The sequence below is a fragment of the Rathayibacter sp. AY1D5 genome, from assembly GCF_002932515.1.
In the GTDB taxonomy this organism is placed as follows: Bacteria; Actinomycetota; Actinomycetes; order Actinomycetales; family Microbacteriaceae; genus Rathayibacter.
The window spans coordinates 1-20,826 of the sequence record NZ_PSVU01000059.1 but is presented as its reverse complement, the minus strand read 5'-3'; the positions used below and the strand labels follow the sequence as shown (position 1 = coordinate 20,826).

Here is a 20,826-nt window from a genome sequence, read left to right as displayed (position 1 = left end):
GGAGTCGTGGAGCCGTTCAGCCGCGAGAAGATCGTCAGCGGCGTCCGGAAGGCCTGCCAGGGCCGGCCCGTCACCGACACCGATCTGGCCGTCCTCGCGCAGCGGGTGGAGGAGAGCATCCGCTCCACGGGCGCGTCGCAGATCGACGCGAACGACATCGGCCTCGCCATCCTGCCGCCGCTGCGCGAGCTCGACGAGGTGGCCTACCTCCGCTTCGCGAGCGTCTACCAGGCGTTCGACTCGCTGGACGACTTCGAGTCTGCGATCACCCTGCTCCGCGCCGAGCGCACCTCCGTGCCCCACAGCGCCGACGAGATCTGAGGCCCGGGTGTACCCGCTCCTGTTCCGCACCGTCCTGCGCCGCCTCGACCCGGAGCGGGCGCACCACCTGAGCTTCCCGGTGATCCGGGCCCTCGGAGCCCTCGCTCCGGTCCTGCGCCGGACCACCGTCCCGCGCGGAACGCCCGCGGTCGAGACGCTCGGGCTCCGCTTCGAGACCCCGTTCGGCGTCGCGGCCGGCTTCGACAAGGACGCCACCGCGGTCCTGGGCTTCGGTGCGCTCGGCTTCGGACACGTCGAGGTCGGGACCCTGACCGCGCGGGCGCAGCCGGGCAACGACCGGCCGCGCCTCTTCCGGCTGATCGCGGACCGCGCCGTCGTCAACCGGATGGGCTTCAACAACCACGGGGCCGAGGCCGCGGCGCTGCGGCTGATCCGGCTGCGCAGCGCGCGCCGCCGCCCCGTGATCGGCGTCAACATCGGCAAGAGCCGGGTGGTCGAGGTGGACGACGCGATCGAGGACTACCTGATCAGCACGCGCCTTCTCGCGCCGCTCGCCGACTACCTCGTCGTGAACGTCAGCTCGCCGAACACCCCCGGGCTCCGCGGCCTGCAGGAGATCGACCGCCTCGAGCCGCTCCTCGCGGCCGTCAAGGACGCCGCCGACACGACGCCCCTGCTGGTCAAGATCGCCCCCGACCTCTCCGACGACGAGGTCGGCCGGGTCGCCGAGCTCGCCGTCCGCCTGAGTCTGGACGGGATCATCGCGACCAACACGACGCTCTCCCGGGAGGGCCTCTCGACCGATCGTGCCGTGGTCGAGGCGGCCGGCGCCGGCGGCCTCTCCGGTGCCCCGCTGGCCGCGCGCTCGCTCGAGGTGCTCCGCGTGATCCGGGGCGTGGTCCCCGCGGCTTTCTGCGTGATCTCCGTCGGAGGAGTCGAGACGGCCGAGGACGTGCGCGAGCGCCTCGACGCGGGCGCCACCCTCGTCCAGGGCTACACCGCCTTCATCTACCGCGGGCCCCTGTGGGCTCGGGACATCAACCGGGGACTGGCCCGCGCCTCCTGACCCGCCGTGCACGACGAAGGGCCCCGGAGCCGCGCGAGGCGCGACCGCAGGGGCCCTTCGTGGTCCGCCGTCCGACTACTCGGGGAAGGCGCGGCGCTTGACCTGGGGCTTCGGCAGTCGCATGACGCGCAGCTGGAGGGCGCGCATCGCGGCGTACCAGCGGATGCCCTTCTCGACCTTGTCGGCGCCGTAGCGCTCGGCGAGCTTCCGGCGCATCCGCATGCCGAGGAGGATGCAGTCGATCACCGCGAGGAGGAAGAACACCCAGAGGATGACGAGCGTCGCGTACTGCAGCTCCGGCTGCGGGAAGAAGCTCAGCAGCAGGACGACGACCATCACCGGGATGAGGAACTCGCCGAGGCTGAAGCGTGCGTCGACCCAGTCGCGCACGAACTTGCGCTGAGGACCCTTGTCGCGCAGCGGCAGGTAGCGCTGGTCGCCGGCGGCCAGGCCGATGCGGGCCTGCTCGCGTGACACGGCGGCCTTCTCGCGGGCGTCGCGGGCGGCCTGCTTGCGGTCGGTGACGACCAGCGGACGCTTGCGGGCCAGCTCCTGCTCGCGCCGGGTCGGCGTCGGCCGGCCCTTCCCGGGGCCGGGGGAGCCGGCGTCGTCGGGCGTGTCGGTTGCGATCGGGTGCTTGGCCACGGGGAACGTCCTTGGAATCGAGGGTCTCTTAAGATTACCTCCATGGCTCACGACGCTCCGACTCCGCCCGCACTCTCCTCCGACGAGGAGGCCGTCCTCGCCGCCGTCCGCGACGATCTGCCGCGCTCGCTCGCCCAGCTCGGGCAGCTCGTGCGGATCCCGTCCGTCTCGTGGGACGGCTTCGACGCGACCCGCGTGGCCGCCAGCGCCGAGGCCATCGCCGAGCTCGCGCGCGAGACGGGCGTCTTCGATGACGTCGCGATCCACAGCGCCACGATCGACGGCACCGACGTGCTCGGCCAGCCTGCCGTCCTGGCCACCCGCGCCGCCCGCAACGGAGCGCCGACCGTCCTCCTCTACGCCCACCACGACGTGCAGCCGCAGGGCGCCGAGTCGGCGTGGGAGACGCCTCCGTTCGAGCCGACCGTGCGCGGCGACCGCCTGTACGGGCGCGGTGCCGCCGACGACAAGGCGGGAGTCGTGTCCCACCTCGCCGCGGTGCGCGCACTCCGCGAGGTCGCGGGCGAGGACCACGACCTCGGGCTCGTCCTCTTCATCGAGGGGGAGGAGGAGTTCGGGTCGCGCTCGTTCCCCACCTTCCTCCGCGAGCACCACGACGCCCTCCGCGCGGATGCGATCATCGTCGCCGACAGCGACAACTGGGACGTCGACACCCCCTCGCTGACGGTGGGCCTGCGCGGCAACGTCACCTTCACCCTCACCGTCAGCACTCTCGCGCACGCCTCGCACTCGGGCATGCTCGGCGGAGCGGTCCCGGACGCGATGCTCGCGGCGGTCCGACTGCTCGCGACGCTCTGGAACGAGGACGGCTCGGTCGCCGTCGCCGGCCTCACCGAGCACGACGGAGCGGTGCCCGAGACGACCGAGGAGGACCTCCGCCGCGACTCCGGGCTGCTCGACGGGGTCTCGCCGATCGGCACCGGCGCGATCCTCTCGCGCCTGTGGTCGAAGCCGGCCGTCACGGTCACCGGGATCGACGCGCCCAGCGTCGTCGACGCCTCCAACACCCTCGTCCCGTCCGTGCGCGTGAAGATCAGCGCCCGCATCGCCCCCGGCCAGGACGCGGAGGAGGCCTTCGCCGCGATCGAGAGCCACCTGCGGGCGAACTCCCCGTTCGGCGCACACCTCGCGGTCGAGGACGTCGACACCGGCAGCCCCTTCCTGGTCGACGCGAGCGGCTGGGCCGTGGACCTGGTGAAGGGCGCGATGGCCGACGCGTGGGGACGCGAGCCCCTCGAGACCGGGATCGGCGGGAGCATCCCGTTCATCGCCGACCTCGTGCGCGAGTTCCCCGAGGCTCAGATCCTCGTCACCGGTGTGGAGGACCCCGACTCGCGCGCGCACAGCCCCAACGAGTCGCTTCACCTGGGCGTCTTCAAGCGCGCCGCGCAGACCGAGGCGCTGTTCCTGCTCCGCGCCGCCGCTCACCGCGACTGACCACCGGTCGTGGAATACCCGGGTGACCACCCGGGTTGCAGCCGTAGAATCCCGGAAGGCACGACGACCGTTCCGCCCGTCCCCTGAGGAGTGACATGTCAGACACACTGACCGACCAGACGGCGACCCCCCTCGCCACCCCGCCCAGCGCGGCCCACGGCGTCTCGATGACCCCGACCGCCGCCGCCAAGGTCAAGAGCCTGCTCGAGCAGGAGGGCCGCGACGACCTGCGCCTGCGCGTCGCGGTGCAGCCCGGCGGCTGCTCCGGCCTCATCTACCAGCTCTACTTCGACGAGCGCACCCTCGACGGCGACGCCGCGGTGGAGTTCGAGGGCGTCGGCCTCGTCGTCGACAAGATGAGCGTTCCCTACCTCGACGGCGCCTCGATCGACTTCGAGGACACCATCCAGAAGCAGGGCTTCACCATCGACAACCCCAACGCGGGCGGCAGCTGCGCCTGCGGCGACAGCTTCCACTGACGCCGCGCGGCCCCGGGCCGCAGCGCCTCCGAACGGCGTCCGACAGTCCACCCCGGTGGCCCGTCGGGCGCCGTTCGTCATGACTGCACCACTCGGCCGGGACGTCAAGAGCGGGTCGTCGTGCACCGGGCCGCCGGAGCGGAAGGGTAGGCTGGAGCCGGTCTAATACAGTTTCGTGTGAACTGGTCCCCAGTCTTCCGAAAGGTCACCGGTGCGCTTCAATCGCCGAATCCGCAGATGGGTCGCTGCCCCCGTCGCAGGAGCCCTCGCCCTCGTCCTCGCGGGCTGCACGCAAGAGCAGCTCCAGGGCTGGCTCCCCACCGAACCCGGCACGACGAACCACGTCGACCGCGTCATCGGACTCTGGGTCACCTCCTGGATCGTCCTGCTCGCCGTCGGCGTCGTCACGTGGGGTCTCACCATCTGGGCGGTGGTCGTCTACCGCCGTCGCAAGGGGCAGACCGGCCTGCCGGTCCAGCTGCGCTACAACATGCCGATCGAGATCTTCTACACGATCGTGCCGCTGATCCTCGTGATCGGCTTCTTCGCCTTCACCGCGCGCGACCAGGCCGCCATCGAGCAGCCCTACGACGACCCGGACGAGACCATCCAGGTGTACGGCAAGCAGTGGGCGTGGGACTTCAACTACGTCGACGAGGACGTCTACTCCGCCGGTATCCAGGGCCAGTACCAGGAGGGCGGAGACGCCGCCGGCTCGCTCGTCGAGTCCGAGATCCCCACGCTCTACCTGCCCGTCGGACAGAAGATCAAGATCCAGCTCGACGCGCGCGACGTGATCCACTCCTTCTGGGTCGTCGACTTCCTCTACAAGAAGGACATGATCCCCGGCAAGACGAACTACATGTACGTCACGCCTCTCAAGGAGGGGACTTACGCGGGCAAGTGCGCCGAGCTCTGCGGCGAGTACCACTCCGCGATGCTCTTCAACGTCAAGGTCGTCTCGCAGGGCGAGTACGACGACTACATCCAGTCGCTGCGCGACGCGGGCCAGACCGGTCAGCTCGGCGCCGAGTACAACCGCAATTCGAACCTTCCCGGAACCGGCGCGCCGGCCCGCGAGAACGAGGAGTAAGGGAGCATGAGCACCGCTACGGCACCCCGCCCGACGCGCACCGCCGGCACTCCGCCGGTCCAGCGCAAGGCGAACGTCCTCGTCCGCTGGATGACGTCGACCGACCACAAGGTCATCGGGTACATGTACCTGATCACGTCGTTCATCTACTTCTGCATCGCCGGCGTGATGGCACTCGTCATCCGCGCCCAGCTGTTCGAGCCCGGCCTGAACGTGGTCGAGACGCGCGAGCAGTACAACCAGCTGTTCACGATGCACGGCACGATCATGCTGCTGATGTTCGCGACGCCGCTCTTCGCCGGGTTCGCCAACGTCCTGATGCCGCTGCAGATCGGCGCCCCCGACGTCGCGTTCCCCCGCCTCAACGCCTTCGCGTACTGGCTCTACAGCTTCGGCTCGCTCATCGCGGTCGCCGGATTCGTCACCCCGCAGGGTGCGGCGTCGTTCGGCTGGTTCGCGTACGCGCCACTGTCGAGCACGACGTTCTCGCCAGGGCTCGGCGGCAATCTCTGGGTCTTCGGCCTCGCGCTCTCGGGCTTCGGCACGATCCTCGGCGCGGTGAACTTCATCACGACGATCATCACGATGCGCGCCCCCGGCATGACGATGTTCCGGATGCCGATCTTCACCTGGAACATCCTGGTGACGTCGATCCTCGTGCTGCTCGCGTTCCCGGTGCTCGCCGCCGCGATGTTCGCCCTCGGCGCCGACCGCGTGTTCGACGCCCACATCTACGACGCGGCCAACGGCGGCGTCCTGCTCTGGCAGCACCTGTTCTGGTTCTTCGGCCACCCCGAGGTGTACATCATCGCGCTGCCGTTCTTCGGCATCGTGTCAGAGGTGTTCCCGGTCTTCAGCCGCAAGCCGATCTTCGGCTACAAGACGCTGATCTACGCGACCATCGCGATCGCCGCCCTCTCCGTGACGGTGTGGGCGCACCACATGTACGTCACCGGATCGGTCCTGCTGCCGTTCTTCTCGCTGATGACCATGCTCATCGCGGTCCCGACCGGCGTGAAGATCTTCAACTGGGTCGGCACCATGTGGCGCGGATCGGTGACCTTCGAGACCCCGATGATCTGGGCGATCGGCTTCCTGATCACCTTCACCTTCGGTGGACTCACCGGCGTCATCCTCGCGTCGCCCCCGCTCGACTTCCACGTCTCGGACTCGTACTTCGTGGTGGCGCACTTCCACTATGTCGTGTTCGGAACCGTCGTCTTCGCGATGTTCTCGGGCTTCTACTTCTGGTGGCCCAAGTGGACCGGCAAGATGCTGAACGAGACGCTGGGCAAGTGGCACTTCTGGCTGCTGTTCATCGGCTTCCACACCACCTTCCTCATCCAGCACTGGCTGGGCGTCGTCGGCATGCCGCGCCGCTACGCCAGCTACCTCCCCGAGGACGGCTTCACCTGGATGAACCAGGTGTCGACGGTCGGAGCGATGATCCTCGCGGTGTCGCTGATCCCGTTCTTCCTGAACGTGTACATCACGGCCCGCAAGGCGCCCAAGGTGACGGTGAACGACCCGTGGGGCTTCTCCCGGTCGCTCGAGTGGGCCACCTCGTGCCCGCCGCCCCGCCACAACTTCACCTCGATCCCGCGGATCCGAAGCGAGGCCCCGGCGTTCGACCTCAACCACCCCGAGGCCGGCATCCCCGTCGGAATCGGTCCGGCGAAGGATGCTCCGGACGCCCCCACGTACGACAAGTCCGAAGGCACGGTGAAGTAGGGCCATGCGCGCCAACGTCAATCTCTTCTGGCTCCTCGCGGGCTTCTTCCTCCTCGCCGACATCACGTACATCGTGTGGTCGCTGCTCGACACGGGCCAGGTCGAGTGGGTCGGCACCGTCGGCATCGGTCTTTCGGCCGTGCTGGGCGCGTTCATCGCGTTCTACGTCGGCCGCGTCCACAAGGCGCAGGGTGCCGAGCTCCCCGAGGATCGCCTCGATGCGGACATCGATGACGGAGACCCCGAGCTGGGCTTCTTCAGCCCGTGGAGCTGGTGGCCGCTGATCCTGGGCGGTTCCGCGGCCCTCGGATTCCTCGGCCTGGCCGTGGGGTTCTGGATCACCTACATCGCCGTCGGACTCTTCCTGGTCGCCATCGCCGGCTGGGTGTACGAGTACTACCGCGGGTACTTCGCCCGCTAGGGCGCATCGCACGGCCGAGGGCCGGGTGCACGGGGGCTTCGGCTCCGTGCACTCGGCCCTTTCGTGTATCCAGGAGGAAGCGCGCGTGGTTGGGACCCGGTCGGCTCGGCCGTTCGGCTTCGTGCAGGGGCGTCATTCGCCGATCGGTGGCGGATCAAGCCTCCCGGTGAGAGCCGGGACCTCCCGGTGAGGGCCGGGACCGCTCAGTGAGGGATGACGAGGTGAGCTGGATCTCTCGCGGTGTCCTGCTGGCGGGACACCGAGGCGTCCTGCGCGGAAGAACTCGTCGGTGCACATCCCGACGGCCCGCGACGTGGAAGCTCGCAGGGGAGTGCAGCGGGCGGCGCCGGGCAGGAGCGTCGGCCCGCGTCATCACCCCTACGGGTCTGCGCTGCGACGGCTCCTGCTCCGGTCACGGCTGAGCGGGCTACGCCTGTGGCGGCTCTCCTGTGCGCGTGTGGGTGTGCCGACGGTGGTGGCCGCTACGGTCGGGGATACTGCTGCGCCTGCGGCCGTACTGGGCCTGCCGCGCCTGTTCTGGCGCCTGCGCCGCCCTACGGACTCCTGCACACCGTTCCGACCCCAGCGGAGCCCGCACCCCGGCGGAACCGCGGGCGCCCCTGCGGCTCTTGGAGTTCCTCGGTACGTCTAGCGGGTCGTGCCGGTCGGTGCGAGGACAAGGAGCCTGAGATGCCGCTGCAGCGACGGTCGTCGAGGCCCGGAGGTCGCCTCCTCTGTCTCACCGGCGAGCGTCGCCGTCGCCGATCACAGAGGGTTCGGCCGTGAGCGGGGGAGGGCAGTCCTGACGGGCCTGCTGAGGATGGGTGCCCTGGAACCGATGCCGAGCGTCTCGACGTGAACGGGAACCGGGAGACCTCACCGGACGACGACGCTGCGAGCACGCAGAGGGGCTGGATCACTCCATGATCGGACGGGGGCGGACGTCTCCAGCTCGGCGGTCAGATGGCATCTCGTGATCCGAGGAGCGGAGGCCTCGAGGTCCGGTGGATCGCCCCACGTCCCTGCTGGCTTGTCGCCGTCGAGGCGCTGTGATCCGGTCTCACCGGCTCTCGGTCCACCGCCGACCTCTGCCGCGCCGGAGGACAGGCCCCGCCCCGCTGCAGGAACGACGAAGGGCCCGGACGAATGAAACGTCCGGGCCCTTCGGGGGAGGATCAGTGCTCGCTGTGCGAGCTCTCGAGCTCCTTCTGGGTGACGGGGGTGATCCGGTCCTCGAAGAACCAGCGGGAGAGGCCGGCGCGGACGCGCTGCGGGGCGGTGATGCGGCCACGCGAGTCCGGACGGATCATCAGGGGCTCGTACTCGTCCTGACCGACGAGCTTCCAGCGCTCGTACTCGTCGAGCTGCTGGTGCACCTCGATGAACTCGCCGCCGGGGAGGCGGACGATGCGGCCGGACTCGAAGCCGTGCAGCGCGATCTCGCGGTCCTTCTTCTGCAACGCCAGGCAGATGCGCTTGGTGATGAAGTACGCGATGAACGGACCCGCAATGAGCAGGAACTGCAGGCTGTGGATCACGCCCTCCATCGTGAGGTGGAAGTGCGTCGCGATGAGGTCGGACGACGCGGCGGCCCAGAGGACGGCGTAGAAGCTGACTCCGGCGGCGCCGATCGCGGTGCGGGTCGCGGCGTTGCGCGGGCGGTCGAGCAGGTGGTGCTCGCGCTTGTCACCGGTGATCCACGCCTCGAGGAACGGGTAGAGCATGACCACGGCGATGAACAGTCCGAGACCGACGAGCGGGATCAGGATGTTGAACGACAGGGTTCCGATGCCCGGGATGGCCCACTCGAGTCCCGGCGGGACGAGGCGCAGGGCGCCGTCGGCGAACCCGATGTACCAGTCGGGCTGGGTTCCCGCGGAGACGGGCGAGGGGTCGTACGGGCCGTAGTTCCAGATCGGGTTGATCGTGAACAGCGAGGCGATGAGGACGACGACGCCGAAGACGATGAAGAAGAATCCACCGGCCTTCGCGGCGTAGACCGGCAGCACCGGGTAGCCGACGACGTTCTGCTCGGTCTTGCCCGCACCGGGGAACTGGGTGTGCTTGTGGACGACCACGAACACGAGGTGGAGGGCGATGAACGCGAGCACCAGCGCCGGCAGCAGCAGGATGTGCAGCGTGTAGAGGCGGCCGACGATGTCGGTGCCCGGGAACTCGCCGCCGAAGAGCAGGAACGAGATCCAGGTGCCGACGATCGGGATGCCCTTGACCATGCCGTCGATGATGCGGAGGCCGTTGCCCGAGAGCAGGTCGTCGGGGAGCGAGTAGCCGGTGAAGCCCTCGGCCATCGCGAGGATGAAGAGGACGAAGCCGATGACCCAGTTGAGCTCGCGGGGCTTGCGGAACGCACCGGTGAAGAAGATGCGCAACATGTGCAGGCCGATCGAGGCCACGAACAGCAGTGCCGCCCAGTGGTGGATCTGCCGCATCAGCAGGCCGCCGCGGATGTCGAAGGAGATGTCGAGCGAGGACGACATCGCCGCCGACATCTCGATGCCCTTGAGGGGCAGGTAGCTGCCCTCGTAGTGCGTCTCGACCATCGAGGCCTGGAAGAAGAAGGTGAGGAAGGTGCCCGACAGCAGGATGATGACGAAGCTGTAGAGCGCGACCTCGCCGAGGAGGAAGGACCAGTGGTCGGGGAAGATCTTGCGACCGAACTCCTTGACGACCGCGGAGATGCTCGTGCGCTCGTCGATGTAGTTCGACGCCGCTCCGACGTACCCCTTCTGGAACTTGCCGGATCCGAGGATGACGCCGTCCTCGGGCTCCGCGGGGGAGCTGGAGGGGCGTGAGGGGGTGGTGGTGGACATGTGAGTCATCGCTCCCAGAAGGACGGTCCGACGGGCTCCGTGAAGTCGCTTCTGGCGACCAGGTAACCCTCGGCGTCGACGGTGATGGGGAGCTGCGGAAGCGGACGCTTCGCCGGGCCGAAGATGACGGCGGCCTCGCGCGTGATGTCGAATTGCGACTGGTGGCACGGGCACAGCAGGTGGTGGGTCTGCTGCTCGTACAGCGCCACAGGGCAGCCGACGTGCGTGCAGATCTTGGAGTAGGCGACGATTCCGTCGTAGTTCCAGGTCTCGCGACCCTCACTGACGATGAGGTCCTCCGGCTTCAGGCGCATCAGGAGGACGGCGGCCTTGGCCTTCTCCTCCAGCTTGCCCTCGGCGTCGTTGAGGCCCTCGGGGATGACGTGAAAGGCGGATCCGAGGGTGACGTCCGATGCGAGGATCGGCGCTCCCGACGGGTCCAGGGTGAGCCTCGTGCCCTCTTCCCACAGGGTGGTCTTGAGGAGGGCGACGGGGTTCTGGTCCTGCGGGCCGAGGCCCCGGAACAGGATCACGGCGGGCAGGGGGAACACGACGAGGGAGGCGATCAGGCTGTTGCGGACGAGGGAGCGGCGGCCGAAGCCGGACTCCTTGTCGGACTGGTCGAAGATCTCGAGCGCACGGGCGCGGGTGGGCTCCGCGCTGCGGACGGGGTGGCGGATGTCGATGCCCTCGTGGTCCGACATCAGCTGCTTGCCCCAGTGGACGGCGGCGATGCCGATGCCCAGGAGCGCGAGGGACATGCCCAGGCCGATGAACAGCGTGTTCAGCCGGACCGACGCGACGTCCTCGGTGATCGGGAACGCCATGTAGGCGGCGACCGCGAAGATCGAGCCCGCGAAGGAGAGGTAGAAGAGCGTGTACACCGTGCGCTCGGCACGCTTCTCGACCTTGGGGTCGAGGTCGGTCATCCGGGGGCGGTGCGGCGGGAGGCCCGGGTCCTGGACGCGGTCCCGCGTCACGACCGCGGTGCCGGCCGGAGCCGTTCCGTGCCCGGTGGCCGACGAGGTGGCGAGGTCCGTGCCACCCTCATCGTGCTCTGCCATGGTTCTCCTTTTCACGCCGTGTCGGCACCAGTCGGTGCCGTGGGTCAGTCGCGCCCGTCAGGGCGCTGCAGTCGTCTAGTTGGATCGGGCGGTGATCCACACCGTCAGGGCCACGATCGCGCCGAGGCCGAAGATCCAGAGGAACAGGCCCTCCGCGACCGGGCCGAGGGAGCCGAGCGCGAATCCGCCCGGGGACGGGTTGGCCTCGATGTACTTGAGGTACGAGATGATGTCGCGCTTGTCCTCGGGCGAGATGTTCAGGTCGTTGAAGACCGGCATGTTCTGCGGGCCGGTGACCATCGCCTCGTAGATGTGCGCCTCGGTCACGCCGCCCAGCGGGGGAGCGAACTTGCCCTCGGTGAGCGCGCCGCCGGCCCCGGCGACGTTGTGGCACATGGCGCAGTTGATGCGGAACAGCTCGGCGCCGTTCGCCGCGTCGCCCTGTCCGTCGAGGACCTCGCCCTCGGGGATCGCGGGGCCGGGGGCCAGCGACGCGACGTAGGCGGCGAGCTCGCCGACCTGCTCGTCGGTGAACTGCACCGGCTTCTCGAGCGCCTGGGGGCCGTGCATCTGCATCGGCATGCGGCCGGTGCCGACCTGGAAGTCGACCGACGCCGCGCCCACTCCGATGAGGGAGGGAGCGTTGTCGGTGCCCGCGGCGTCGAGGCCGTGGCAGGTGGCGCAGTTCGCGGCGAAGAGCTTCGAGCCCTCGTCGATCGTCTGCTGGCTGGTGGACGACGTCTCCGCGGAGGCGGACGTCGCGACGCCGACCGCGGCGTAGGTCCCGCCGGTGAGCCCGAGGCCGATGGCGATCAGGGCCAGGGTGGCGAGCGGGTGGCGGCGACCCTTCTTGGCTCGGCTCTTCGTCTTCGGGGAGGCCATCGAGGCGTCCTTCCTGCGGGGGTCGGGAGTGGAGTGGGGCATCGGCGGGCGCGTCACTTGAGGAAGTAGATGACGGCGAACAGGCCGACCCAGACGACGTCGACGAAGTGCCAGTAGTACGAGACGACGATGGCGCTCGTCGCCTCCTTGTGGCCGAAGTTCTTGACCGCGAAGCCGCGGCCGATGACGAGGAGGAACGCGATGAGGCCGCCGGTGACGTGCAGGGCGTGGAAGCCGGTCGTCAGGTAGAAGGCGGAGCCGTAGGCGTTGCTGGAGAGCGTGACGCCCTCGGAGACGAGGGTCGCGTACTCGAGCACCTGGCCGGAGACGAAGACCGCGCCCAGGGCGTAGGTGAGGAAGAACCACTCGACCATGCCCCACTTGAACGGGCTGAGGCCCGTCGCACGCGGCTGCAGCCGCTCGGCGGCGAACACGCCGAACTGGCAGCTGAACGACGAGGCCACGAGGATCACCGTGTTCACGCCCGCGTAGGGGACGTTGAGGATCTGGGTCTCGGCGCCCCAGAGCTCGGGGGAGGTGCTGCGCAGGGTGAAGTAGATCGCGAAGAGGCCGGCGAAGAACATGACCTCGCTGCCCAGCCAGACGATCGTTCCGACCGCGACCGGGTTGGGTCGGTTCACTACGGGCGCGGTGGCCGTGGGGGAGAGAGAGGTGCTCGTCACACAGACCATTATGGCCGATGGCAGGGGAGGGAAGTCGCACTAGCCGGGAGGCGATCCTCGTCGCATAATCTGGGAGCCATGTCGGAAACCCTGTCCTGGCCGCACGTTCTCAGCGCACTCCTCGAGTCCTCCGATCTGAGCGTCTCCGAGGCGACGTGGGCCATGGAGCAGGTGATGGAGGGCGCGGCGACTCCGGCGCAGCTCGCCGGACTGCTGGTGGCCCTCCGGGCGAAGGGCGAGACCGTCGACGAGATCGTCGGCTTCCGCGACGCGATCCTCGACCACGCGGTGCCGCTGGACGTGGACCCGATGGCCCTGGACATCGTCGGGACGGGCGGGGACCGCTTCGGGACCGTCAACATCTCCTCCACCGCGTCGATCATCGCGGCCGCCGCCGGCACGCCCGTCGTGAAGCACGGGAACAAGGCCGCGTCCTCCTCCTCCGGCTCCTCCGACGTGCTCGCGGCACTCGGAGTCGACCTCTCCCTCTCTCCCGAGCGGGTGGCCGAGGTGTTCCGGCGGACGGGGATCGCCTTCGTCTTCGCGTCCCTCTTCCACCCCGGCTTCCGGCACGCCGGTCCGGTGCGCGCCGAGCTGGGCGTGCCGACGGTGTTCAACTTCCTCGGCCCGCTCTGCAATCCGGCGCGTCCCGAGGCCTCGGCGGTCGGAGTGGCGCACCTCGACCGGGTGCCGCTGGTCGTCGGCGTGTTCCGGACGCGCGGGGCGACGGCTCTGGTGTTCCGCGGGGACGACGGCCTCGACGAGCTCACGACCACGGGTCACAGCCACATCTGGGAGGTGTCGCGCGGCTCCGTGGTCGAGCACGACCTCGACCCGCGCGACCTGGGCCTGCCCCGCGCGCGGATCGACGACCTGCGCGGCCGCGACGCCGCCTACAACGCGAGCGTGGTGCGCTCGGTGCTCGCGGGAGACGGCGGCCCCGTCCGCGACATCGTCCTTCTGAACGCGGCCGCAGGCCTCGCGGCGTTCGACCTGGCGCGCGACCCGGACCTGGTGCGCACGCCCGTCCTGGAGCGCCTGCGGACGTCGATGGACCGCGCGGCGGAGGCCGTCGACTCCGGGGCCGCCACGGTCAAGCTCGAGGAGTGGGTCCGCGAGACGCAGCGCGCCGTCGTCTCCCTGCCGTAGGCGCGAGCGCAGGGCGTAACGTGGGGCTGCTGTCCGCGACGGTGCGGGCGGCGATCCACCACGCGCCGGATCGCCCGCAGGTCACGGGACGCCCGAGTGGTGGCCCGATCCTGGAGGAGACCTCGATGAAGAAGCTCATCAACGACCCGAAGAACGTCGTCACGGAGTCGGTGGCCGGCTTCGGCCTGGCGCACGCCGACCTGGTCCGGGTGGTGTCGGATCCCCTGTTCGTGGTGCGGGCCGACGCGCCCCGCTCGGGCAAGGTGGGCATCGTCAGCGGAGGCGGCAGCGGGCACGAGCCGCTGCACGCGGGCTTCGTCGGATTCGGGATGCTGGACGCCGCCGTCCCCGGTCCCGTCTTCACCTCGCCCACGCCCGACCCGATCGTCGCGGCCACGCAGGCCGTCGACGGCGGTGCGGGTGTGCTGCACATCGTGAAGAACTACACGGGCGACGTCCTGAACTTCGAGACCGCGGCCGACCTCGCCGGCGCCGAGGGGATCGAGGTGCGCAGCGTGATCGTCGACGACGACGTCGCGGTGAAGGACTCGCTCTACACCGCGGGCCGCCGCGGCGTGGCCGGCACCGTGCTGGTCGAGCGGATCGCGGGCGCCGCGGCCGAGCGGGGCGACTCCCTCGACGAGGTCGCGACGATCGCCGAGACGGTGATCGCGAACGTGCGCTCGATGGGCGTCGCCCTCACGCCGTGCATCGTCCCGCACGCGGGCGAGCCGAGCTTCGAGCTGGGCGAGGACGAGATCGAGATCGGCATCGGCATCCACGGCGAGCCCGGCCGGGAGAAGATCGCGCTGGAGCCGGCCGACCGCATCGTCGACCGGATCCTCGGCCCGATCCTGGAGGACCTGCCGTTCTCCTCCGGGGACGAGGTGCTGCTCCTGGTGAACGGCATGGGCGGCACGCCGCAGATCGAGCTGTACCTCGCCTACCGGCGCGCAGCCGAGGCGCTGGCCGAGAAGGGGATCACCGTCGCACGCAGCCTCGTCGGCAACTACACGACGTCGCTCGAGATGCAGGGCTTCTCGCTCACCGTCCTCAAGCTCGACGACGCCCTGACCGAGCTGTGGGACTCCCCGGTGCAGACCGCGGCGCTGCGGTGGGGACGCTGAGCGCCCGCGCGCACACCATGACCGGAACGACAGCCGCAGGAGCGGCCCACGAGGAGGAGACGACCATGCAGGACGCACAGGGAGCCGGGCTCGACGCGGCGTGGGCGACGGCGTGGATCCGCCGCGCCGCCGAGTCGATCGCGGAGCACCGGGTCGAGCTGATCACGCTCGACCGGGCGATCGGCGACGGGGACCACGGCGAGAACATGGACCGCGGCTTCCAGGCCGTGGTCGCGAAGCTGGATGCGGCGCCGGAGCAGGGGGTCCCGGCGGACGTGCTCAAGCTGGTCGCGACGACGCTCATCTCCACCGTCGGCGGCGCCTCGGGCCCGCTGTTCGGCACGGCGTTCCTGAAGGCCTCCGCCGCGGTCGCGGGCGAGGTCGCGCTCGAGGGCGCGGACGTCGCAGCGCTCCTGGCCGCGGCGAGGGACGGCATCGTGCTCCGCGGCAAGGCCGAGGTGGGCGACAAGACGATGGTGGACGCGTGGACGCCGGCGGTCGACGCGGCCGCGGCCGCCGCCGAGGAGGGAGCGGCTCCGGCCGACGTCCTCGCCGCGGCGGCGGAGGCGGCGCAGAGGGGAGCGGAGTCGACGGACCCGCTGGTCGCCCGCAAGGGACGCGCCAGTTACCTCGGCGAGCGCGCCATCGGGCACCGTGATCCCGGCAGCGTGTCGACCGTTCTCCTGCTCCGCGCAGCAGCCGAGGCGGCGGCGTGAGCGTCGGGCTGGTCCTGGTCTCGCACAGCGCGCAGCTGGCGGAGGGGCTGGTCGAGCTCGCGGAGCAGATGGCGGCCTCGGTGGCGCTGGTCGCCGCGGGCGGAACGGACAACGGCGGCATCGGCACCAGCTTCGACCGCATCACGGCGGCCCTGGCGGAAGCGGACTCCGGCGAGGGGGTCGTCGTCCTCTGCGACCTCGGCTCGGCGATCATGACGGCGGAGACCGCGGTCGAGTTCCTCGACGACGACGCGCGCGCCCGGGTCCGGATCGCCGACGCCCCGCTGGTGGAGGGGGCGGTCGCGGCCGCCGTCGCCGCGGGCACGGGGGCGTCGCTGGACGAGGTGCTCGCCGCCGCGGAGTCGGCCCGGGGCGAGGCGCTCGCTGCTCCCGCCGAGGAGGCCTCGCCCGGTGACGAGCGCGTGCAGCGCCGCGTCCGCCTCATCAACCCGAACGGCCTGCACGCCCGTCCCGCGGCCGACTTCGTGACGCTCGCCGCCACCTTCGACGCCCGGATCGACGCGAACGGCAAGGACGCCACGAGCCTGCTCGGCGTGATGTCGCTGGGGCTCGACCGCGGGGACGAGGTCGTCCTCTCGGCGTCGGGGCCGCAGGCCCAGGAGGCGGTCGGCCGGCTCGGCGATCTGGTCGAGTCGGGCTTCGGCGAGGTGTAGCGCGCCATCGACCGGTCCAGGGACCGCGGAGGCGCCTCCTCCTACGCTGAGCGCATGGCCCTCCGCGGAACCCGACCCCCGTCCGTCCTGCTCCGCCGACTCGTCACCGTCCCGCGCGTCGTGCGCCGGGCGGACGCTCGTGCGGCCCGGCGGCTGAACGCCCGTCGCCCGTCGCCCGTCGTCGACGGGGCGCTCGTGGGGCTCTCCCGGGCCGCGGACCACGGAGTCCTCTGGGCCGGCGTCGGCGTTCTGCTGCTCCTGGCGGGCCGTCCCCGCGAGGCTCTGCGGGGGACCGCCTCGCTCGCCGCGGCCAGCGCGCTCGCGAACCTGGTCGGCAAGCGCGTGTTCGGCGGCGACCGGCCGCTCCTCGTCGACGTCCCGGTCGGCCGGCGCCTGGCGACGGTGCCGACGTCGGCGTCCTTCCCCTCGGGGCACGCGGCGAGCGCCGCTGCCTTCGCCGCCGGGGTCGCGCTCGAGTCGCCCCGAGTGGGGGCGGCGGTCGCCCCGCTCGCCGCCGCCGTGGCCTTCTCCCGCCTGCACGTCGGCGTCCACTGGCTCTCGGACGTCCTCGGCGGCGCGGCGCTCGGCGCGGCGGTCGCGGTCGTCGGCCGAGCCGTCCTGCCGGCCGAGCCGCGCCACGTGCCCGTCTCGGAGCGCGCGACCCGGCCCCCCGTCGACCGCAGCCCGCTGGGGGACGGCGCCGCCCTCCTCGTGGTCCTCAACCCCGGCGCGGGCCGGGACTCGCACCGCCCGGATCCCGAGCCGCTGGTCCGGGCCCGGTTCCCGAAGGCGCGCGTGCACCGGCTGACCGAGGGAGAGGACCTCGCCGACGTGGTGCGCGAGGCGCGCTCGGGGGACTCTCCGCCCCGGGTGCTCGGGATCTACGGCGGGGACGGGACCATGTCGGTCGGTGCCGCTCTCGCCCGTGCCGAGGGGATGACGCTGCTCGTGCTGCCGGGCGGGACCATGAACCACTTCGCGAAGGCGCTGGGCCTGCTCACCGTCCAGGACGCGCTCGACGCGGCGACGATCGGCGAGCGCCGCGACGTCGACGTGGCCGAGGTCGTCGCGGACGGGGGAGACCCGGTCACGGTGCTCAACACGGTCTCGATCGGCGTCTACCCGGAGTTCGTCGCGGCCCGCGAGAAGCGCGAGAAGCGGATCGGGAAGCCGCTCGCCGCCGTGATCGCGGCCCTCTCGGTCGTGCGGCGCACCGATCCGTTCGAGCTCCGGCGCGACGGGCGCACGCAGCTCGTCTGGTCGTACTTCGTCGGGGTGAATCAGGAGCACCCGCGCACGGCCGCCCCGCTCGCCCGGCGTCGGCTCGACGACGGCCACCTCGACGTGCGCATCCTGCACTCAGGACGGACTCCGCGCACCCGGGGAGCGTTCTCGCTCCTGCTCGGCCGTACGGCGACCCCGGTGGTCGGCCGTGTGCCCGGCTGGCGGGCACCGGTGGTGGAGTCGTTCTCGACGCCGGAGATCACCGTCGGCGCGCGCCGGCCCGCGGGGGACGACCCCGAGTGGGCGCACGACGGCGAGACCGAGCGCTTCGACGGCTCCCGCGACGGATTCGACGAGGCCGTGGTGCGGATCGTGCCGCTGGGCCTGCGGGTCTACGCGACCGCGGACTAGGGGGCGGTGCCGGCCCGGTCCCCGCCGTCCGGATCCGCCAGCAGCTCGGCCAGCGCGTCGAGGGCGGCGACCTGCCCGGCCACCACCAGCGAGCGGGCCTCGTCGAGCGGGTGCCACCGGGCGTCCTCCAGCTCGGGGAAGCTGCGCAGCACGCCGGAGCCCCGCGGCCACTCCAGCTCGAAGGTGTTGCTCGCGACGAAGGCGGTGTCCGCGTGTCCGCGCCCGGCGAAGACCGTGACGGTCTTGGCCGCGCTCTGCCGGAACGCGCCGAGGAGGGTCAGCTCCCCTTCGGGCGGAGGAGCGCCGGTCTCCTCCTCGAACTCGCGGCGCGCGGCGTCCAGCGGCGTCTCGTCGCCCGTGTGCACGCCCTTCGGGATCGTCCACGCGCGGGGGCGCCGGGTCCAGAAGGGGCCGCCCATCCGCCCGAGGAACACCTCGGTGCCGGAGGGGCCCTCGCGGTGCAGCAGGATCCCCGCGCTCGTCACCGCGGCCATCGCGTCTCTCCGGTCATCCCGCCATCCTGCCCCGCGCCCGTGGAAGGATCGGCAGGACCCGCCCGCGACCGCACGGAGTGAACCATGCACGACCACGAGATCCTCCGACAGCTGCGCGACGCGCTCGGAGACGCGGTCCTGACCGAGGGCCCCGGGTTCGAGGCCGTGCACACCGACAAGTCGGGCTTCTCCGCACCGGGTCGCGCGCTCGCGCTCGTCGCTGCGCGCTCGGTCGAGGACGTGCAGGCGGCGCTGCGCATAGCGACGGAGCACCGGCTCCCGGTCGTGCCGCGCGGAGCGGGAACGGGCCTCGCTGCCGGGGGAGTGGCGAGCGGGGGAGCGCTCGTCCTCTTGACCGCCGCGATGGACCGCATCCTCGAGGTGTCGCTCGAGGACGAGCTAGCGGTGGTCGAGCCCGGGGTCATCAATCAGGCGCTGTCGGACGCTGTCGCTCCGCACGGCCTCGTGTTCTCGCCCGACCCCGCGAGCCGCGCGATCTCGAGCATCGGCGGCAACATCGCGACGAACGCCGGGGGGCTGCTGTGCGCCAAGTACGGCGTGACCCGGGAGGCGGTGCTCGGGTTGACGGTCGTCCTCCCCGACGGGCGACTGCTCCGCACCGGCCGCCGCAGCGTGAAGGGAGTCACAGGGTACGACCTCACCGCGCTCTTGACCGGCTCCGAGGGGACGCTGGGCGTCATCGTGGAGGCCACCGTGAAGCTCCGCCCGATCCCGACCGGGCGCGTGGTCACGGTCGGCGCGTACTTCCCGAGCGTCGTCGCCGCGGCAGCCGCCTCCGCCGCGATCACCGCCGCGCGGCTCCGTCCCGCGGTGATGGAGCTGATGGACGAGGCGGCGCTCGCCGCGATCTCGCGCTACACCGGAGCGATGCTGGACCGCGGTGCCGCCTACCTCCTCGTCCAGACGGACGGCGGAGGAGCGGCGGAGGAGTCGCAGCGCGTCCTCGAGATCGTGACCGCCTCCGGGGGCGCCGCCGAGGCGACCGAGGACCCGGCCGAGGGTGAGGCTCTGCTGGCCGTCCGCCGGGCCTTCCACCCGGCGCTCGAGGCGGAGGGCCGCGTGCTGATCGAGGACGTCTGCGTGCCCCGCTCGGCGCTGCCGGCGATGTTCGCGGCGATCCGCGGCATCGAGGAGCGGACGGGGCTCAGCATCCCCACCGTCGCCCACGCGGGGGACGGGAACCTCCACCCGAACTTCGTGCTGCCCGCGGGGGACGGACCCGTGGGGGAGGACGTCTGGGACGCCGCCGCGGAGCTCTTCCGCACGGCCCTGGCCCTCGGCGGCACGCTCACGGGCGAGCACGGAGTGGGACTGCTCAAGCAGCGCTGGCTGGCGGAGGAGCTGGGCGAGGACTCGCTGGCGCTCCAGCGCGGGATCAAGGCCGTGTTCGACCCGCTGGGGATCATGAACCCGGGGAAGGTCTTCTGAGGAGGGCGCCCCGGGCTACAGCAGCTCGGCCGTGATCATCGAGGCGGTGAGCACGATCGTCGCCGCGGACATGAGCCAGTAGAGGACCGTCTCGCGCCAGGACCCGGAGGAGCCCAGGACGGGCAGCGCGGCGTAGCCTCCGGTGGTCCAGACGTGGCGCAGCGGTGTCCGGCGCAGGCGCCGCGGCAGGCGCACGCGCAGCGGCCACAGCCAGTTGATCCCGCCGGTCGTGAGGGCGTCGCCGGCCACGTGCACGAGGTAGCCCAGCGTCGCGGCGACCCGGAGCCACGCCCAGGTGCCGTCGGCGAGCGCGACGAGCAGGACCGTGACGACCGTCGCCCCGGCCCAGGCGATGCGCCAGGAGGGGGCGGCCCGGACGGCCTTCGCGGCGAACGCGAGGGCGGGCAGCGTGAGCACGGCGGCCACGGCGACGGGGCCGACGACCGGCACCGGGAAGCGCAGCGCCGTGAGCACCGGCACCAGGTACCAGACGACGGCGACCGCGAGCAGCGAGTGCATCCCGTGCCGGTGCCCTCCGCTGATCCGGCCCGCGGTCGCCGTGAGCAGGGAGGCGCCCGGCGCCGAGCGGGAGACGGTCGCGCTCGCGTGGTCCGCGTCGGGCACCAGGGCCCAGCCGGCGGCGACTCCGAGGCCGACCAGTCGGAGGTCGAGCGGGAGACCCGCGAGGCCGAGGGGCCCGGCGACGGCGGGCACGGAGGCGGCGACGGCCCAGGCGAGCGCACCGGAGACGGCGTGCGAGCGGCCCATCATCGCGGGTCGGCTCCTTCGACTGGGCGCTGCGAGGCCGGAGGACGACCGCGGCGGGACGAGAGAACCCCCGGCCGAGTGCGTGAGCACCGACCGGGGGTGAGGGTGGGCGATACCGGACTCGAACCGATGACCTCTTCCGTGTGAAGGAAGCGCGCTACCAACTGCGCCAATCGCCC

The 20,826-nt window shown here is 71.3% G+C and carries 20 protein-coding genes and 1 tRNA gene; 13 read left to right on the top strand and 8 right to left on the bottom strand.

What is annotated here, in order from left to right:
- The coding region (locus C5C82_RS14970) for an ATP cone domain-containing protein (RefSeq protein ID WP_258066148.1) at positions 1-321 on the top strand (321 nt) is incomplete at its 5' end.
- 7 nt (positions 322-328) lie between these two features.
- Positions 329-1,348, top strand: coding sequence for a quinone-dependent dihydroorotate dehydrogenase (locus C5C82_RS14965; protein WP_104233339.1), 1,020 nt, complete (start codon positions 329-331; stop codon positions 1,346-1,348).
- A gap of 75 nt (positions 1,349-1,423) precedes the next feature.
- On the opposite strand, the gene C5C82_RS14960 is transcribed toward C5C82_RS14965, so the two are convergent.
- A complete protein-coding gene (locus C5C82_RS14960; RefSeq protein ID WP_181067792.1) occupies positions 1,424-1,993 on the bottom strand; it encodes a DUF3043 domain-containing protein in 570 nt (189 codons plus the stop codon).
- Positions 1,994-2,035: 42 nt separating this feature from the next.
- On the opposite strand from C5C82_RS14960, the gene C5C82_RS14955 reads away from it, so the two are divergent.
- The 5 genes from C5C82_RS14955 to C5C82_RS14935 all read left to right on the top strand — a co-directional run bounded on the left by C5C82_RS14955 (position 2,036) and on the right by C5C82_RS14935 (position 7,175).
- Entirely contained in the window at positions 2,036-3,451 is a 1,416-nt protein-coding gene (locus tag C5C82_RS14955) for a dipeptidase (protein ID WP_104233338.1), read from the top strand.
- 95 nt (positions 3,452-3,546) lie between these two features.
- Positions 3,547-3,930 carry an iron-sulfur cluster insertion protein ErpA gene (gene erpA / locus C5C82_RS14950; RefSeq protein ID WP_104224654.1) on the top strand — a complete coding sequence of 128 codons (384 nt, stop codon included), beginning with the start codon at positions 3,547-3,549 and terminating at the stop codon, positions 3,928-3,930.
- A gap of 211 nt (positions 3,931-4,141) precedes the next feature.
- On the top strand, positions 4,142-5,023 hold the full coding sequence (gene coxB / locus C5C82_RS14945; RefSeq protein WP_104224653.1) for a cytochrome c oxidase subunit II: 882 nt from the start codon (positions 4,142-4,144) through the stop codon (positions 5,021-5,023).
- Positions 5,024-5,029: 6 nt separating this feature from the next.
- Positions 5,030-6,754 carry a cytochrome c oxidase subunit I gene (gene ctaD, locus C5C82_RS14940; protein WP_104224652.1) on the top strand — a complete coding sequence of 575 codons (1,725 nt, stop codon included), beginning with the start codon at positions 5,030-5,032 and terminating at the stop codon, positions 6,752-6,754.
- 4 nt (positions 6,755-6,758) lie between these two features.
- Positions 6,759-7,175, top strand: coding sequence for a cytochrome c oxidase subunit 4 (locus C5C82_RS14935; protein WP_104224651.1), 417 nt, complete (start codon positions 6,759-6,761; stop codon positions 7,173-7,175).
- Positions 7,176-8,350: 1,175 nt separating this feature from the next.
- Here C5C82_RS14935 and C5C82_RS14930 read toward each other — a convergent pair.
- The 4 genes from C5C82_RS14930 to C5C82_RS14915 all read right to left on the bottom strand — a co-directional run bounded on the left by C5C82_RS14930 (position 8,351) and on the right by C5C82_RS14915 (position 12,644).
- Positions 8,351-10,006, bottom strand: a complete 1,656-nt coding sequence (locus C5C82_RS14930; RefSeq protein WP_104224650.1) for a ubiquinol-cytochrome c reductase cytochrome b subunit — start codon at positions 10,004-10,006, stop codon at positions 8,351-8,353.
- A gap of 5 nt (positions 10,007-10,011) precedes the next feature.
- Positions 10,012-11,070: a ubiquinol-cytochrome c reductase iron-sulfur subunit gene (locus C5C82_RS14925; RefSeq protein WP_104225358.1), complete on the bottom strand. Its 1,059-nt coding sequence runs from the start codon at positions 11,068-11,070 to the stop codon at positions 10,012-10,014.
- Positions 11,071-11,145: 75 nt separating this feature from the next.
- On the bottom strand, positions 11,146-11,952 hold the full coding sequence (locus C5C82_RS14920) for a c-type cytochrome (protein WP_104224648.1): 807 nt from the start codon (positions 11,950-11,952) through the stop codon (positions 11,146-11,148).
- Positions 11,953-12,005: 53 nt separating this feature from the next.
- Positions 12,006-12,644 carry a heme-copper oxidase subunit III gene (locus tag C5C82_RS14915; protein ID WP_104224647.1) on the bottom strand — a complete coding sequence of 213 codons (639 nt, stop codon included), beginning with the start codon at positions 12,642-12,644 and terminating at the stop codon, positions 12,006-12,008.
- A gap of 69 nt (positions 12,645-12,713) precedes the next feature.
- Here C5C82_RS14915 and trpD point away from each other — a divergent pair, with 69 nt between their 5' ends.
- The 5 genes from trpD to C5C82_RS14890 all read left to right on the top strand — a co-directional run bounded on the left by trpD (position 12,714) and on the right by C5C82_RS14890 (position 17,936).
- Positions 12,714-13,784 (top strand): anthranilate phosphoribosyltransferase, encoded by a 1,071-nt coding sequence (trpD, locus tag C5C82_RS14910; RefSeq protein WP_104355297.1) that lies wholly within the window; start codon positions 12,714-12,716, stop codon positions 13,782-13,784.
- Between the two features lie 125 nt (positions 13,785-13,909).
- Positions 13,910-14,911: a dihydroxyacetone kinase subunit DhaK gene (gene dhaK, locus C5C82_RS14905; protein WP_104224645.1), complete on the top strand. Its 1,002-nt coding sequence runs from the start codon at positions 13,910-13,912 to the stop codon at positions 14,909-14,911.
- A gap of 65 nt (positions 14,912-14,976) precedes the next feature.
- On the top strand, positions 14,977-15,627 hold the full coding sequence (gene dhaL, locus C5C82_RS14900) for a dihydroxyacetone kinase subunit DhaL (RefSeq protein ID WP_104256173.1): 651 nt from the start codon (positions 14,977-14,979) through the stop codon (positions 15,625-15,627).
- Complete coding sequence (gene dhaM, locus C5C82_RS14895; RefSeq protein WP_104355296.1) at positions 15,624-16,301, top strand: dihydroxyacetone kinase phosphoryl donor subunit DhaM; 678 nt, start codon at positions 15,624-15,626, stop codon at positions 16,299-16,301. The genes dhaL and dhaM overlap by 4 nt, the downstream gene beginning before the upstream one ends.
- A gap of 54 nt (positions 16,302-16,355) precedes the next feature.
- Positions 16,356-17,936: a bifunctional phosphatase PAP2/diacylglycerol kinase family protein gene (locus C5C82_RS14890; RefSeq protein ID WP_104239316.1), complete on the top strand. Its 1,581-nt coding sequence runs from the start codon at positions 16,356-16,358 to the stop codon at positions 17,934-17,936.
- On the opposite strand, the gene C5C82_RS14885 is transcribed toward C5C82_RS14890, so the two are convergent.
- Complete coding sequence (locus C5C82_RS14885; RefSeq protein ID WP_104329186.1) at positions 17,933-18,430, bottom strand: NUDIX domain-containing protein; 498 nt, start codon at positions 18,428-18,430, stop codon at positions 17,933-17,935. The genes C5C82_RS14890 and C5C82_RS14885 overlap by 4 nt on opposite strands.
- A gap of 84 nt (positions 18,431-18,514) precedes the next feature.
- Between C5C82_RS14885 and C5C82_RS14880 the strand changes: the two genes are divergently transcribed.
- On the top strand, positions 18,515-19,879 hold the full coding sequence (locus C5C82_RS14880) for an FAD-binding oxidoreductase (RefSeq protein ID WP_104355295.1): 1,365 nt from the start codon (positions 18,515-18,517) through the stop codon (positions 19,877-19,879).
- 15 nt (positions 19,880-19,894) lie between these two features.
- On the opposite strand, the gene C5C82_RS14875 is transcribed toward C5C82_RS14880, so the two are convergent.
- The gene (locus C5C82_RS14875) at positions 19,895-20,650 is read right to left on the bottom strand and encodes a metal-dependent hydrolase (protein ID WP_104233331.1); all 756 of its coding nucleotides are present in this window, start codon (positions 20,648-20,650) and stop codon (positions 19,895-19,897) included.
- Between the two features lie 103 nt (positions 20,651-20,753).
- A tRNA-Val gene (locus C5C82_RS14870) sits at positions 20,754-20,826 on the bottom strand.